This is a genomic window from Bacillus sp. FJAT-27225 (genome assembly GCF_001685025.1).
GTDB lineage: Bacteria > Bacillota > Bacilli > Bacillales > Cytobacillaceae > Bacillus_D.
In genome coordinates, this window is record NZ_MAYU01000012.1 from 722,395 (window position 1) to 737,188 (window position 14,794).

A 14,794-nucleotide genomic window follows, 5' to 3' on the forward strand; every position below is an offset into this window, starting at 1 on the left:
TAGAAGAGAAGTTGAAGACGAAACTCCTAGATAGAAAAGGAAAATTTAATTGAAAAGGGTGGGCAGCTGGAAGGCACTAACGTACGACCTGTATTGGTAACGTTTTAGCTTCTAAGGACATTCAAAATGTAACCAATAAGTCGTATTGGTAACGTTTTGGGTTTCAGGGTCATGTGAAATATAACCAACAAGGTGTATTGATAACATTTTGGCCTCCAGAAACGTGTGAAATGTAACCAATATGGTGTGGACGATAAGAGCAACGAAAAAAGACTGCCCAAATTCTTTTTATTTGGACAGACCCACCGTTATTTCCTTTCTGGTACATTTTCCGAAAAGCCCACCTGAGAAACAACGATTCCGGCAAGAATCAAGAGCATTCCGACCCACTGAGCGAGGACAACCTGCTCCCCTACGATTAAGTAAGACGCAATGATTCCGACTGGCAGCTCGAATGCACTGAGAATCGAGGTAAGCGTTCCGCCGATTTTTGGAGCCCCATATGTAAAAAGCACCGGCGGAATCGTTTGAGCAAGCAGCCCTAGCAGGATTCCCCAGCCACGAACCTCTCCGAACGGATTCATCTCGGCAGGAGGGGTTGTGGCTGCAAATCCAACGACCAACAAGACCATTGTCCCGCCTACCATCAGGAACGTTTTATAAAAAGAGGGAATCGAATTTGGCAGTACGGAAGCCCCGGTCAGGAAGACTAAGTAACAAATAGCGGCAAGAAATCCGTAGAGCACTCCAGCCAAATTCACAGAACCTGCATCAATAGAGGTGATTTGCAAAACAAACAATGTCCCGGCGAGTACGAGTATCACGGCCAGTATTTCGTTGCGGCGGGCCTTCCTTTTAAAAACAAATCTTTCAATGATAAGGCCGATCCAGGTGAACTGAAACAGCATGACCAGCGAAATGGCTGTTGGTACATAGGCAAGGCTGGCGTATAGCGCAAGGCTCGTTCCGCCGAGTCCAACTCCTCCAACCACTAAAAGCTTGCCAAAATCCTTAAGCGAAACTTTGCTGAACGACCTTGTCACAAGAACGAGCACCAATAGCCCCAACGAGCCGTACACATATTGGCTTACCGTTAGTTCTGCGTACTGAAAATCAGCATCGTACGCTAATTTGATAATGGTATTGACGAACCCGTACAGAGAGGCCGCAATTAATACAGATAGAATCCCGATGCCTTTTTTCACAAAATCATCCTTAAAAATCTAGTTTACCAAACTGAGAAAATGCTGATTGAACCGCTCGGCATCGACTTCGAGCGCTACCTCGATGTTTGGTGCTTCACCAGGCAGACTAACCGTTTTTCCGATCGTCTCGGATTCGGAACAGTCGACGCGGATATGCATCGGCTTTGTTTTTATAAAAGCAGGATCAATGACTGCACCGACCGCAAGCGGGTCATGGAGCGCACAGCCATTGATTCCCTGCGTTAAATAGGCGTTCATATAAAAGCCGACGATTTGGTACAAAAACCCGCTAAGCGGAGTGCCGATATTTTGCCATTCCTCTAGCTGTTCCTTTGGAAGCAGCGTCTGCATGGTCACGTCCAAACCGACCATTGTAACAGGCAATCCCGATTGGAACACAAAGTCGGCGGCTTCCGGGTCGGTGTAAATATTTGCTTCCGCATGAGGGGTGATATTACCTTTCACAGTTGCAGCACCGCCCATGACGACAACCCGCTTGACCTTCTCGATTATCGCTGGCTCTTTCTCTATTGCTAACGCTAGATTGGTGAGGCTGCCGACACAGATGAGCGTGACCTCGCCCGGATACCGAAGAACATTTTCAGCCATGACGTCTGCTGCATGCTTTCCTGTCGGTTCTATTTTTGGCAGTGGCAGGGAATGATTGCCCATTCCGTCCTCGCCGTGAATATGAACCGCCGGCTCCTTAAGATGTCCGCGCTTCCAAGGCGTGTGCGCCCCCATGCTTACTGGAATATCCTCACGCCCCAATAGCTCAAGCAGCTGCAGCGTGTTCCGGGTCGCTCCCTCAACAGAAGTATTACCGAAGCAGGTGGTCAGGCCGAGCAGTTCAATCTCGCTAGCCCGTGCCGCATATACAATTGCCATCGCATCATCAATGCCTGTATCAACATCAAGAATTACTTTTTCAGTCATATTATAACCCCATTCCTATATGTATTATCTTTTCCTAAAAAAACGAAAAACTTGGCCGCGATCAACCAAGTTTTCTGCGGATATAAAGTGAAACTTCAATCAGTGGGGGTTTCATCCCCCACTGATTGTTAGTTGAACCAATCGGGCTTTTACGGGCTGTTATCCCCCACCCCTTTAGGTGGGGGTCTTACAGCCCGTTAATGCGGGATATAGCTTCTCTGCCACATAACTTGCTGCCAAACCGATTAGGAAAGGAAGAATTGAACCCGTTTGAACGAAAAATCCTTCTGCATCGTTCGTGTATTCATACTTGAACATAAGTGCCGGGATTCTGAAGGTATAGCCAATCCCGTAGAGCAGGCCTGTTACTAACAGAAAAGCACCTATCGTCACGAGAAACCGTTTCACAACCATTCCCCCTATCCGCCAACCCTTGTCGTTTTGTAGCGGTAGTTTTTGATAAGCTCGGTGAGTACATCCTCGGTTTCCGCCTTGAAGCGGATATGTACAGCGTTAACCTTAAAGGTTTTTGTAAAAGAAAGCTCCTGTTCGGAAAGGATTTCACCGCTCCAGTCGCCTGCATCATACACAAGCGGCATTGAGTCTGTTTTCCGGACGGCGCCGAGCTCTTCAAAATACATGCCGAGATGGTTAAGGTTGATTCCCCGGAATTCCAGGACAGATTCCTTCATCTCAGCCACCCGCAACCGGCGGGAACAGTGCGAATTGATCAGTTTCACTTACTTCCGTTTGGAGGTCGTTCAAATGAACAATATTCCTGCCGTTAATATACACTTGAACAAAATCCTTCAGCGTCCGTTCCGCCGTAAAAATTTCCTCTTCAATCGGAGGGAACATTTCCACCATCTTCTCCAGAACGTCGATCACCCGATTTCCATCAGGCTGGACGTTTACCGTCATGCCGCCGCAAATATCGCGGAGATTCGCAAACACCTTCACCACCATCAAAAACTCCCCCTTTACCATCCATCTTAAGGGAAACTTGCCTGAATGTCACCTGGCAAAGAGGGGTTGCCGCGAAGTTGTGACCGCAAACAAGAACCGTCCCTTTTAGCCAAAGTTACTTTTACTCGGTTACAATTAAACTACCAATTCGCCTTAAAGGAGCCTTTTTGAATGATTACGATCTCGAAAGCTGCCACGGATGATGTAGAGACCATTTTGACTATTGGCAACGAAGCCACCCTCGCCCTCCATCGAAAAGGAATAAATCAATGGGAGTACCCGTGGCCAATGGAAATGGTTCAGGGGGCGGCGCAAACTGGTGAAGCATATCTACTCTTAAAGGACGGTTTCCCGGCAGGCTCGTTTTTTCTTGGAAAAATAGATGAATTGGGCGAGGTGCCTATACGAAAGGCCAGCCTCTATCTTTCGAAGATTGCCGTCCTTCCGAAGTTTCAGGGGGAAGGTCTCGGCATGCACATCATTGAATGGGTATGGTCTTTTTCAAAAAAAGCAGGAAGCCCGATGTATTTGGACTGCTGGGCTGGCAACGAGAAATTGAAGCAATTTTATTTGGCGGCAGGGCTCGAGTATATCGGTGATTTTTCTGAAGAGGACTATTTCATTAGCGTCTTTAAGGGTGAGTAAAATGGCAGCGGTTCTTTTTACGTGGCGAATTATTAGCATTTGCGGTGGTGAAACACATAACGCGATTATTTCTCCACCGCTGAAAATCACAAACTTCCAAGCTGCTATTTAGCATATAACACAAGTAACTCCTGGTCTCCCCTACCCGAACAGTTAGTAAGAATATATCGTTTCGCAAAATCATCAGCGTCTATTTTAATACCTTCGCACATATAGGTGCTGATTTCCTCTCCATCAACGCTGAAATGAACATTAATACCGCTATCTTTATTGTATTTGAGCTTACGTACACCCTCCTGGCCTTCAACTCCATATTCAATGAACCGAAGCTCAGCATTCTGCCCTTTTTCCACATCGGCAGCAAACTCGTCCAGCGCCAGGAGATTTTCATAGGTGCCGTGATTGTTAACCACCTTGCTGACGAACAAATCACATCCTCCTAAAACAATCACAATTGTACAGATTAGTAGATTCTTCATGATTTCGCCTCCGATTTATTTGACGAACGCCTCTCAGATTTATGACACAGAAACAGGAATTTTTGCAGTATTGTAGAATAGTTAATTAACTGCTTACAGGGAGGGTTATGATGGAACGACATGAATTTTGGGCATTGATTGAAAAGTCGAAAGGAAAAGAAAATCAGGCAGAGTGGCTGACAGAGGAATTAGCCAAACGCAACGCCCAAGAAATCATCGATTTTGAATTTTGGTTTCAGGGGCTGCTGAATGAAAGCTATCAATCCAACCTTTGGGCTGCCGCCTATATTGTGATGGGTGGATGTTCGGATGACTCATTTGACTATTTCCGCGGCTGGCTGATTGGACAAGGAGAAGAAGCTTATAACCAAGTGATGGCGAACCCGGAATACTTGGCTGACTATATTGAAGAGGACAATCTCGGCGAGGAAGGCGTTCCCGAGTACGAGGAACTTCTCTCCGTCGGGCTCGATGCCTATAGCTTGAAAAAGACAGGCGACACCGAGTGGGATGATGACACCTACGATGAATTGCAGCAGGCATTGGACAAAAAAGGCCTCAAGCCGCAAACCGATATCGACCTTGATTGGGACGAAGACGACCTCGAAGACATGTACCCAAGGTTATGGGAGCGTTTCGGGGAAGAACCGCTTGGCTATTAAAGGCTCCGCAAATGGGGCCCGGTTCTCCACCAGCACCCTTCGTAAATGAATAACTTAAGTGAGCGAGGACATATTGGCATGCCTGTAATCCTTGTTCACGGGCATTTTCACTTTTCAACATGGTGTTTTGTCCTTGAGTCGCAAGGCCAAGGACATTTTCACACTTTGCCATGACGTTTTGTCCTTACATGACACGCTCCAGCAATTTGTTTTCGCACGCTAATGAGGGCAGTTCTTGTTTCCGACCGCTAACAAGAACCGTCCCCATTAGCCAATAAACACACTCAAAAATACTAGAATCAAAAATATAACAGACCCCACATTTACGAAGTTCACGTTTAATGATAGAAAGGTTCTTTTAAAAGAATGACCGGCCTTTAACCCTTCGTAGCTCGCAGCAATCTCCGACTCGGCAAAATTCTCAGCCAGGCCGCCACTGCTTGAAAAATAGAGTGAGAAAAACGAAGCACCTACCCCAACATAAAACATCGCATCGATTAATGTTAATCCAAATTTTTCAGATAAAAAGTAACTTATTGCAGCCAAAACAGCAATCACCACTAACGTCAGCAACGCAAATCGCAGCACCTTCACGATTCATGCATCCCCTTTCCCACCAACTCCTCTTTGTCATAATTTTACCATTTATTCTATTTTGTTGAAAACATAAAAAAAGGCCCGAAACCCTAACAGGGCCCCGGGCATTCTATAAAATTACGCTTGTTCAATAACACCTTTCACAAGTTCGACAAAGTTGGCGCGGACCTTTCCGGCAACTTCAATGACTTCATCATGGTTCAGCGGCTGATCAAGGACACCTGCCGCCATATTGGTCAGGCAGGAAATGCCGAGTACCTTCATGCCGCCATGAACCGCGACAATGACTTCAGGAACCGTCGACATCCCAACCGCATCGGCGCCAAGCATGCGGACCATCCGAATTTCAGCGGGAGTTTCATATGTTGGGCCGCTCAGCCATGCATACACGCCTTCACGAAGCGTCATGCCTTTCTCTTCCGTGACTTTATAGGCTAGCGCACGCAACTCCCGGTTATATGCATTCGTCATATCCGGGAACCGTGTCCCAAGCTCATCATTGTTCGGGCCAATAAGCGGGTTCGTGCCAACAAGATTGAGATGGTCGGTAATCAGCATCAAATCCCCCGGAGTATAATTCGTGTTCACCGAACCTGAAGCATTCGTAATCAACAGAGTTTCCACCCCAAGCGCCTTCAAAACGCGAACCGGGAACGTAACCTCACTAAGCGAATACCCTTCGTAATAATGGAAACGGCCTTTCATGGCGACAACTGTCTTGCCTTTCAATTGACCGATTACAAGCTCATTCGCATGGCCGATTGCCTCGGATTTTGCGAAATAAGGAATTTCACTGTAAGGAATATGAACCGCGTCTTCAATCTCATCTGCCAGCCCACCTAGGCCGGAGCCTAGAATCAGGCCAATCTCGGGGCGATGGCTTGTTTTTTCATAAATAGAATCTCTTGCTTCATTAATCTTTTGCAAAGTGTGCATCTTCATTCCTCCTAACTATATGGACTGTACTAGTATACCCAACTTCCACATACAAGAAAAAGAGGGCAAACGCTGCCCCCTAAATAAAAAACTATTCGAACAACTTCTTGAACTCCCCGTAGCCTTCTTCTTCAAGCTTATCCTTTGGTACGAAGCGAAGCGCTGCCGAGTTAATACAGTAACGCGCATGGTCAGGACCCGGCCCATCATCGAACACATGGCCAAGATGCGAATCGGCCGTCTTCGAACGAACTTCAATCCGCCTCATTCCGTACGACGTATCGAGCTTCTCCGCAATCTCCGTACGCCGGATTGGCTTCGTAAAGCTAGGCCAGCCGCAGCCTGCATCGTACTTGTCGGTCGAACTGAACAACGGCTCTCCCGAAACAATATCAACGTAAATGCCATCCTCTTCTAGGTCCCAAAACTCATTCCTAAACGGAGGCTCCGTCCCATTGTTCTGCGTCACCTCATACTGCATCGGCGTCAACTCCCGGCGCAGCTCCTCATCACTTTTCTTCTTCTTCCAGGTCGCGCGGATAAACGGCGCCCGTCCTGACCCTTCTTTATACATGTTGTAGTGGAACGAATTCTTTTTATAATAATCCTGGTGCCTCTCCTCAGCCGGATAAAACGTCTTCGCCGGCAGGATTTCCGTCACAATCGGCTTGCTAAACCTGCCGCTCGCCTCAAGCTCCTGCTTCGACTGCTCAGCCAACTGGCGCTGCTCCTCGCTATGGTAAAAAATTGCCGCCCGGTACGACAGCCCACGGTCATTGAACTGGCCGCCCGGGTCCGTCGGGTCAATCTGCTGCCAATACAGCTCAAGCAGCTTCTTGTATGGAAACACATCTGGATCAAACGTAATCTGCACTGCCTCATAATGCCCCGTCGTATCCGAGCAAACCTCCTCATACGTCGGATTCTCCGTGTGGCCGCCCGTATACCCGGACACCACCTTCTCAATCCCCGGCTGCTCATCAAACGGCTGCACCATACACCAGAAACAGCCACCCGCAAACGTCGCTAACTCTGCCATTTTACAACACTCCTTTTTTTTGAAAAATTGGCCGACGCTCCATGCTGCCAGCCTCTAACCAGACTCCTACGCCACCCATTTGGCACGTTTTTGCTATATGAATCACAATTTGCTCTCGTTGTTACTCTGTTTGGCTCAATGAATGACATCTTGATGCCTTTGGACGCTTGAGTTGTCATTCATCACCTTTATGAATGACATCTTGATGCCTTTCTACCCTCGAGTTGTCATTCATCACCTTTATGAATGACATCTTGATGCCTTTCTACCCTCGAGTTGTCATTCATCACCTTTATGAATGACATCTTGATGCCTTTCTACCCTCGAGTTGTCATTCATCACCTTTATGAATGACATCTTGATGCCTTTCTACCCTCGAGTTGTCATTCATCACCTTTATGAATGACATCTTGATGCCTTTCTACCCTCGAGTTGTCATTCATCACCTTTATGAATGACATCTTGATGCCTTTCTACCCTCGAGTTGTCATTCATCACCTTTATGAATGACATCTTGATGCCTTTCTACCCTCGAGTTGTCATTCATCACCTTTATGAATGACATCTTGATGCCTTTCTACCCTCGAGTTGTCATTCATCACCTTTATGAATGACATCTTGATGCCTTTCTACCCTCGAGTTGTCATTCATCACCTTTATGAATGACATCTTGATGCCTTTCTACCCTCGAGTTGTCATTCATCACCTTTATGAATGACATCTTGATGCCTTTCTACCCTCGAGTTGTCATTCATCACCTTTATGAATGACATCTTGATGCCTTTCTACCCTCGAGTTGTCATTCATCACCTTTATGAATGATATCTTGAGGCCTTTGGACGCTCGAGTTGTCATTCGTCACCGATTGTCCGATGCCAGTGCTGCTATTCTTTACTCCCGCGCCTCAGCCACGTAAACCCGATATATAAAAACACGAATCCAATTGCCAACAAAATCAGTTTGCCCTGAATTGTCGACTCTGTAACCTGATAAACGGAATATGCCTCGATGATCAGGGCAGGAATTTTACCAAGAGTGCTTGAACCAACAAAGGTGCTGATACCGATTGTGCCAATTGCAGCCACGAAGGTCACCAGGCCGGACGGGACAAATGGAAGCAGCCGCAGGCCGAATACAAGAAAAAAAGCTTCCTTTCCGCGTGCCTGGAGCAGTCTGTTGACCCATTGCTTATCTGGCAGCCTCTCTCCGGCCCATTTCCTGAAGCCTTTGCGGTAGAGTACAAATGATACCGCTGCCCCGACAGCTTCACCAAGCGCAGAAATGACAGTGCCCTCAACAAGCCCGAACACAACGATATTCGCTGCGGTCAGGAACACGCTCGGAACAACGCCGAGAATGCTGATGACAATGTTGAGGAAGACACTAACCGCCATTGCTGCACCGCGATACGTTTGTAAAAGCTCAATCACCCACTGCTCCATCCTATTACCCCATTGCTACACTTTCACGCGTCAGTTCGGCATAAAAACCATCTATATCAAGTATACCTAAAACCCAATCCCATATGAAAATAATTGCCCAAAATTCATAAAGCCACCAGAAACTAAAGAATATTTTTCCAAAGCCTCTTTCTTATTATGTCACACCGTGATATAGTCGTATCATGACATATCTAGCTGCGATACAAATTGTGTATAAGTGAGGTGGCCGCTTTGACCATGGAAAAGGTCCTTAAAAAATACATACCGATGACAGAAACAGCATTTTATATTCTCCTGTCTTTATCCACTCCAAGGCATGGCTATGGAATTGTAAAACATGTCGAGGACATTTCGAATTCACGGATACAGCTCGGATCCGGGACAGTCTACGGTACTTTGACAAAGATGCAAAAAGATGGGGTTATCACGGTATTTGCCGATGAAGAACGAAAAACAGTATATGAGATTACTGAGGTTGGAAGGCAGTTGATAGCGGCCGAGATTCAGAGGCTTAAGGAGCTTTACGGAAATGCGATTAAATACGAGGGGGCTTTTTTATGAAAAAAGCATTTAGGCCGTATTGGAGCTACGATATTCAAAAGACTGAAACTTGGCTTTCGGCTATGGCCGAACGAGGTTACTTTCTTGAAGGATTGAATCGCAGCACACGCACTTTTTCGTTTAGGCAGGGCAGCCCCAAATCCATTACCTATCGGATTGGATATGACAAGGTCAAAGGAACGTCATTGCCTAGATCTCTAGTAAATGAAGGCTGGCAACAAGTCCTGCATACGGGGAATTGGGATTTTCTCGCGAATGAACTGCCTCTGGAACAAATCAAGACCTCCCCTGTCCGTGAAGGCATCGTTAAAAGGAACAGGATACACACGTACATATTCGCTGGCATCGTACTCTATTTTACTTTCCTGCTTGTTTTTAACCTTTCAATGTTCGCATTTACCCTGCTCGAAGATGTACCAGTTGAGGTTGTTCCGAGTCCGATGTGGGCTTTTACATATACGGCATTTGCTTTGGCAGTTGTTGTGTATATCCTTTGTCTCTATCAAATTCTGTTGATTTATAAAACAAACAAATCGCTGCTCAATGGTCATAACAAGAAGTACTCCCGTGCCAGCATGAATAAGGAGGATGAACGGGAGTTGAAACGCTCAGGCCAACTGGTCGTTAAACGAAAGTTCGGCTGGATGTATTCTCCAGATCGGCTCGAAGAATGGCTCGAAGCGATGGAAGCCCGCGGGTACAACCTGTATCGGGTCAGCCGGACAGGTACTGCCTTTTACTTTACAATTGGGAACCCCCGCAATGTCCGTTATTGTGCCGATTATCAAAACATGGCGAATGAGAACTATTTTACTATGCACAGGGACGCAGGCTGGACAAGTGTTTTTATGTCCAATTCAGTTTTGACAAAATGGACGATTTGGAGCCGGGAGTATCCAGACGCTGAACAACCGCCTCAATTGTATAGTGATAAATCACATCGTTTAAAACATGCGAAAAGGATAGCAATCACCCACACAGTTATCTTTTTACCTATAGTCATTATGTATCTATTTAATATTGTGGCGTTCACCACCTATACAGCTTCCAACGGAATGACCAGGCTAAACCTGTTTAACACGGTTATGTTCATTATCTGTATTATTATTTTTGGCTCGTTTACAGTTCGAACATGGCTGTTTTACTGGAGGCTTAGAAGGACATATGACTTTTAAAAGGTGCAAAAAAGGGAAAACAGGCTGCTCTGTTTTCCCTTTTTTTAGAGTAAGCCCGAAACCATGGCGATCTGATAAAGTCAAAACACCTAGTACATCACCGTAATTTCTGTTTCCTCGGCGCCCAAAATCTCCTCCAACCGTTTCCCATCAATCCTGGCGTTGGCAAACATCGCCTCGATGTCGGCATAATATTCGCTGTAGCGGTCAAGCCCCCGGACAATCACCCATCCTTCAGGCTCATGATAGACGCCCCACATTGAGTCCCCGTACGCAAATTCAAACTCCCGTCCACTCCGAAGGTCGTCTTTCAGCATGCTGTATTCAACCATGTGGACGATAGTCATCTTTTCATAAATCTTCAAGTCCTCGCCGCGCAAATACACGGTGATTGGCATTGTTCCCTCAAACTGGACCTGGATTACTTCCTGCTCCGGTCTGCTGTGCTTCATGTATGCGCCTTTGGACCGATACAACACCTGGGCTGATTTCCAATCCTTGACGCCCGCCTCCTCAATGTCTGTAAGCGACTCGTAAGCTGCTTCTCGCGCAGCCTCTGTTGAATAACCCGCTTTCTCCATGGCCAACCTCTCCAGCGTGTTGCTGAGTTCCGTAAGAGATTCCATTAGGGCAAGTTCCTTGTAGGCTGCTGTTTCAGCCAGTTCAAAATGCACCTCGGCTTCATGAATGTTTCCGCCGGTTACATTGATTCGAAAGCCCATCCATGGAACAACCTCGCCAGTGGCAGGCAGTTTCCGAGAACCACTGGAAAAGACGTATAACTCGTCATCAGGATAAACCAACTCTTGCATGAACGTTGCCGCAACCAGCTCCTTTTTTGCCGCTTCCATCTCTTCCTCAGTTATATTGAACTTCTCATCGATTCCGTGAATTTTATTAAAATCATACCTGCTGATTACTCCGCCCGACGAAACATAGGTGAGGATGTCGCCTTTTTCCGCTTCTCCTGCAAGGCTGTACTCCACGAGCAGCTTGACTTCGGTGAATGCCATATCCTCATCAATATACGACCGCGTGCCAAGCACCCGCCCCTTCACAACCGTGTCACTGTTGAACATATAGTCCTTGAGGCCAGAGTTGATGGCAATATCACTCATTTTCATTGATTTAGTGTCTTCGGAAGCCGGAAGCCCTTCACGTATGACCGCAAACCCCTGGGCAGCGAGCTCAGCCTTTGTCTTCGCAACATCAACCTTTGGCCCCGGCTGTTTCACCACTGCTGACTCATCTGCCACAAGCGACATTTCTTCTTTTTGAAAAAGGGAGTACAAGCTAGCTGTGACTGAAAGAACAAGTATAACTGCTGACAGAAGAAGGCCAGGCAACCGCCTTTTTCCTCGAGCGTCCGATTTCGCTTTTCGGATGGCCGTTTCCACTACCCCATCTGGTATCGGCTTTGTATCATAGCATTCTTCCTCCTTGATTCGAGTTTTTATATACTCGTCAAATTCTTTCTCGTTCACTTTGCTCACTTCCCTTCCCCAAGCATTTTCCTTAGCTCGGCCCGTGCATCAAACAGCTTGGATTTTACTGTCCCAATCGGCATATTCAGAAGTACAGCAATCTCTTTTTGTGTCATCTCTTCGTAATAGAACAGGATTGCAATCAACCTCAGCCCCGGATTCAACATGTCAAAGAGCTGGCGGATTTCGGTTTTATGAAAATTGGCATCATCGCCGCCGGGCTCCTTTAATGCGTGGCTTTGTATCGGTGGGCGTTTTCGAATGATGTCATTGCATTGATTAATCAGGATCCTCGTCAGCCAGGTTTTCATATAGTTGGGTTCTTTTAATGTTCTACTAGATTTGAAGGCTTTAAAAATCATTTCCTGGACTGCATCCTCCACATCAGCATCCGAGCGGAGGAACCGCCTGGCGATGCGGGTGAAGTAATGTTTATGTTCATAGATCGTGCTAATCAGCTGATGTTCTGTCTCTGTCGGCAACCCCTCGCCCCCTTTATTTCTATTAGACAATAAATTCGGGGAAAGGGTTGGAAAATTTTATAAAAAAATCAAAATAAAAAAGCATATCCCCGTTTAAGGGATACGCCCAAATAGTTAGTCATTTTATTAAAAGTCACGCACACTGTCTCTTGCAATAAACTTGTAGTCTACCTGGATGCTGGTTTCTTCGGCGTTGCCATTGATTATGCGCTGCAGCATAAGTGCCGCTTGCCTGCCCATTTCAAAGAAATCCTGTTCAATCGTAGTTAAGGCCGGCTGGGTGAATTCGCTAATTAGGAGCCCATCGAAACCAGTTATCGACACATCCTCCGGAATTCTTAAGCCCGCTTCCTTGACAGCTTTTATGACGCCAAGAGCCATTAGGTCACTGAAGCACAGGAAGGCGGACGGCTTTCTGTTTTTCAAAAAATCCACAGTGAGTTCATATGCCTTTTCCTCGGTAAAATCTGCATGTATAATATCTTCTTCACGTAAAGCCATTCCAAATTCCTTCATTGCTTCCCTTACCCCGGCAAGGCGTTCGCTGTTTACCCAGGCTTCTGCCTTCCCTGCAACCACAACGATATCTTTGTGGTTCTGCCTCAGCAAATGCAGCGCCATTTCCTTCGTGGCAGCCATGTTATCGGTTGATACACTTCCGATATATTCACTGTCCATTGCGATTTTCACGTCCACGAGAACACACGGGAAATGAGAACCAATCAATTCAAGAAAGAAAGGATCATCGGTCCGGACTCCTACAAGGATTGCTCCGCCAATATTCCGTTCCCTGCAAAAAGCGGCATAACTCTTCTTTTTTTGCTTTTGGGAATCAATCATATAGATAGCCAGCTCATACTCATTTTGCTCGACCGCTGTATAAACACCTTTAAATAGCTGAAATGAGTTATTGCTATCCTTTACGCCGCTGTCAATAAATCCCGATGTGATCAGCCCGATTGTGTAAGCTTTTTTCGACGATAGATTCTTAGCGACAATGTTTGGGGAATAATTCAATTTCTTTGCTACTTCAAGAATTCGCTTCTTCGTCTTTTCACTAACATCCGGGTAGTTGTTGAAAGCTTTGGAAACAATGCTTATCGAAACCCCAGCTTCTTTTGCCACATCTTTAATGGTAGCCAACATCAACCCTTCTTTCATGTACGCTTTTTTTCAAAGTATCGGATAACACAAGCAGTGTCAATCTATTATTTTTCCAAAAATTTTCTTTTCAGTGATTGCAAATCGAGCTCGGCTGTGTCTTCCAGCACAAGGTCTGCCCCTGCTTCTACCATGACTTCCTTCGTACCGACTCCAACCGCATACATTCCAGCGTCCTTGATTGCTTGAATTCCCGCGGTCGCGTCCTCAATCCCAATGCATTCGGAAGGATGTACGGAAAGCTTTTCAGCTGCACGCAGAAAAATGTCAGGAGCAGGCTTTCCTTTGGCCACTTCATCCGGATTGACGACTGTTTCGAAGTAGTCCGTAATCTCCAGGTAATCCAAGATGGCCGGTGCATTTTTGCTTGCGGAGGCAAGGCCAATCTTTATGTTGTTTTCTTTTAACTGTTCAAGGAATTCTTTAATTCCAGGAAAAATATCATCCGGCTTCATTTCGGAAAGGAGCTGGACATAGTTGGCATTTTTCACTGTCGCAAGCTCAATTTTCTCCGCATTGCTGTACTTACCGGCCACTCCGCCATGCTCGAGGATTTTTTCCAGGCTCTCCATCCGGCTGATTCCTTTGAGCTCTTCATTAAATTCCCTGCTAAAATCGATGCCGATACTGTTCGCCAGTTCCTTCCAGGCCAGATAATGCCATTCCGCTGTATCGACAATTACTCCATCCAGGTCGAAAATAATTGCTTTTACCATTTCTCCCATCCTTTATAACTTTTTTACTAAGAAGTTCTTCACCAAAAGAAGTTTGTTGATTTCCACTGCACAAAGGGAAGCTCCTTAGAATATTCATCGCAGAGACAGGTGCTTTTTGCCTGTCTCGAGGATGCTCGCTTTCCGCGGGGCATGCGGTGAGCCTGTCTTGCTTGTCCCGCAGGAGTCTCGGGTACCCGAAAGATACCAATACAACCTATTGGACACATTCGATTCTCTCCAGTACCCGAAACGATGCCAATACAATCTATTGGGCACATTTCGATTGTCTCCGCTACCCAAAACGATGC

Annotated in this window: 18 protein-coding genes and 1 pseudogene; 4 read left to right on the plus strand and 15 right to left on the minus strand. The window is 46.3% G+C overall.

What is annotated here, in order from left to right:
- Positions 1-308: 308 nt before the first annotated feature.
- From A8F94_RS10900 to A8F94_RS10920, 5 genes are all read right to left on the minus strand, one after another.
- On the minus strand, positions 309-1,205 hold the full coding sequence (locus A8F94_RS10900) for an EamA family transporter (RefSeq protein ID WP_066199665.1): 897 nt from the start codon (positions 1,203-1,205) through the stop codon (positions 309-311).
- Positions 1,206-1,223: 18 nt separating this feature from the next.
- Complete coding sequence (locus A8F94_RS10905) at positions 1,224-2,141, minus strand: nucleoside hydrolase (protein ID WP_066199667.1); 918 nt, start codon at positions 2,139-2,141, stop codon at positions 1,224-1,226.
- A gap of 174 nt (positions 2,142-2,315) precedes the next feature.
- The gene (locus A8F94_RS10910; protein WP_441294185.1) at positions 2,316-2,549 is read right to left on the minus strand and encodes a hypothetical protein; all 234 of its coding nucleotides are present in this window, start codon (positions 2,547-2,549) and stop codon (positions 2,316-2,318) included.
- A gap of 11 nt (positions 2,550-2,560) precedes the next feature.
- Positions 2,561-2,833 carry a hypothetical protein gene (locus tag A8F94_RS10915; RefSeq protein ID WP_066199675.1) on the minus strand — a complete coding sequence of 91 codons (273 nt, stop codon included), beginning with the start codon at positions 2,831-2,833 and terminating at the stop codon, positions 2,561-2,563.
- 1 nt (position 2,834) lies between these two features.
- A complete protein-coding gene (locus A8F94_RS10920) occupies positions 2,835-3,107 on the minus strand; it encodes a ubiquitin-like small modifier protein 1 (protein WP_066199679.1) in 273 nt (90 codons plus the stop codon).
- Positions 3,108-3,278: 171 nt separating this feature from the next.
- Between A8F94_RS10920 and A8F94_RS10925 the strand changes: the two genes are divergently transcribed.
- The gene (locus tag A8F94_RS10925) at positions 3,279-3,752 is read left to right on the plus strand and encodes a GNAT family N-acetyltransferase (RefSeq protein WP_066199681.1); all 474 of its coding nucleotides are present in this window, start codon (positions 3,279-3,281) and stop codon (positions 3,750-3,752) included.
- 104 nt (positions 3,753-3,856) lie between these two features.
- Here the strand turns inward: A8F94_RS10925 and A8F94_RS10930 are convergent, their stop codons facing one another.
- Positions 3,857-4,231, minus strand: a complete 375-nt coding sequence (locus tag A8F94_RS10930; protein ID WP_066199687.1) for a DUF4362 domain-containing protein — start codon at positions 4,229-4,231, stop codon at positions 3,857-3,859.
- A 110-nt stretch (positions 4,232-4,341) separates the two neighbouring features.
- On the opposite strand from A8F94_RS10930, the gene A8F94_RS10935 reads away from it, so the two are divergent.
- Positions 4,342-4,893, plus strand: a complete 552-nt coding sequence (locus A8F94_RS10935) for a DUF4240 domain-containing protein (protein WP_066199690.1) — start codon at positions 4,342-4,344, stop codon at positions 4,891-4,893.
- A gap of 267 nt (positions 4,894-5,160) precedes the next feature.
- Here A8F94_RS10935 and A8F94_RS10940 read toward each other — a convergent pair whose 3' ends face one another.
- The 5 genes and pseudogenes from A8F94_RS10940 to A8F94_RS10955 all read right to left on the minus strand — a co-directional run bounded on the left by A8F94_RS10940 (position 5,161) and on the right by A8F94_RS10955 (position 8,907).
- A complete protein-coding gene (locus A8F94_RS10940; protein ID WP_066199691.1) occupies positions 5,161-5,487 on the minus strand; it encodes a hypothetical protein in 327 nt (108 codons plus the stop codon).
- Positions 5,488-5,607: 120 nt separating this feature from the next.
- Positions 5,608-6,426, minus strand: coding sequence for a purine-nucleoside phosphorylase (locus A8F94_RS10945; protein WP_066199692.1), 819 nt, complete (start codon positions 6,424-6,426; stop codon positions 5,608-5,610).
- A gap of 91 nt (positions 6,427-6,517) precedes the next feature.
- Complete coding sequence (gene msrB / locus A8F94_RS26175; protein ID WP_302621313.1) at positions 6,518-6,967, minus strand: peptide-methionine (R)-S-oxide reductase MsrB; 450 nt, start codon at positions 6,965-6,967, stop codon at positions 6,518-6,520.
- Positions 6,944-7,465 (minus strand): annotated as a pseudogene (gene msrA, locus A8F94_RS26180) (peptide-methionine (S)-S-oxide reductase MsrA); the annotation flags it as partial. The gene msrB and the pseudogene msrA, both read right to left, overlap by 24 nt.
- 884 nt (positions 7,466-8,349) lie before the next feature.
- A complete protein-coding gene (locus A8F94_RS10955; RefSeq protein WP_066199697.1) occupies positions 8,350-8,907 on the minus strand; it encodes a TVP38/TMEM64 family protein in 558 nt (185 codons plus the stop codon).
- Between the two features lie 237 nt (positions 8,908-9,144).
- Between A8F94_RS10955 and A8F94_RS10960 the strand changes: the two genes are divergently transcribed.
- Positions 9,145-9,468 (plus strand): PadR family transcriptional regulator, encoded by a 324-nt coding sequence (locus A8F94_RS10960; RefSeq protein WP_066199700.1) that lies wholly within the window; start codon positions 9,145-9,147, stop codon positions 9,466-9,468.
- The gene (locus A8F94_RS10965; RefSeq protein WP_066199702.1) at positions 9,465-10,643 is read left to right on the plus strand and encodes a DUF2812 domain-containing protein; all 1,179 of its coding nucleotides are present in this window, start codon (positions 9,465-9,467) and stop codon (positions 10,641-10,643) included. Before A8F94_RS10960 ends, A8F94_RS10965 begins: the two co-directional genes overlap by 4 nt.
- An 89-nt stretch (positions 10,644-10,732) precedes the next feature.
- Here the strand turns inward: A8F94_RS10965 and A8F94_RS10970 are convergent, their stop codons facing one another.
- From A8F94_RS10970 to pgmB, 4 genes are all read right to left on the minus strand, one after another.
- Positions 10,733-12,136 (minus strand): hypothetical protein, encoded by a 1,404-nt coding sequence (locus A8F94_RS10970; protein WP_066199708.1) that lies wholly within the window; start codon positions 12,134-12,136, stop codon positions 10,733-10,735.
- The gene (locus A8F94_RS10975; RefSeq protein ID WP_066199713.1) at positions 12,133-12,609 is read right to left on the minus strand and encodes an RNA polymerase sigma factor; all 477 of its coding nucleotides are present in this window, start codon (positions 12,607-12,609) and stop codon (positions 12,133-12,135) included. The genes A8F94_RS10970 and A8F94_RS10975 overlap by 4 nt, the downstream gene beginning before the upstream one ends.
- 126 nt (positions 12,610-12,735) lie before the next feature.
- On the minus strand, positions 12,736-13,752 hold the full coding sequence (locus A8F94_RS10980) for a LacI family DNA-binding transcriptional regulator (protein WP_066199714.1): 1,017 nt from the start codon (positions 13,750-13,752) through the stop codon (positions 12,736-12,738).
- A gap of 65 nt (positions 13,753-13,817) precedes the next feature.
- Positions 13,818-14,495 (minus strand): beta-phosphoglucomutase, encoded by a 678-nt coding sequence (gene pgmB / locus A8F94_RS10985; protein ID WP_066199719.1) that lies wholly within the window; start codon positions 14,493-14,495, stop codon positions 13,818-13,820.
- Positions 14,496-14,794: the final 299 nt, after the last annotated feature.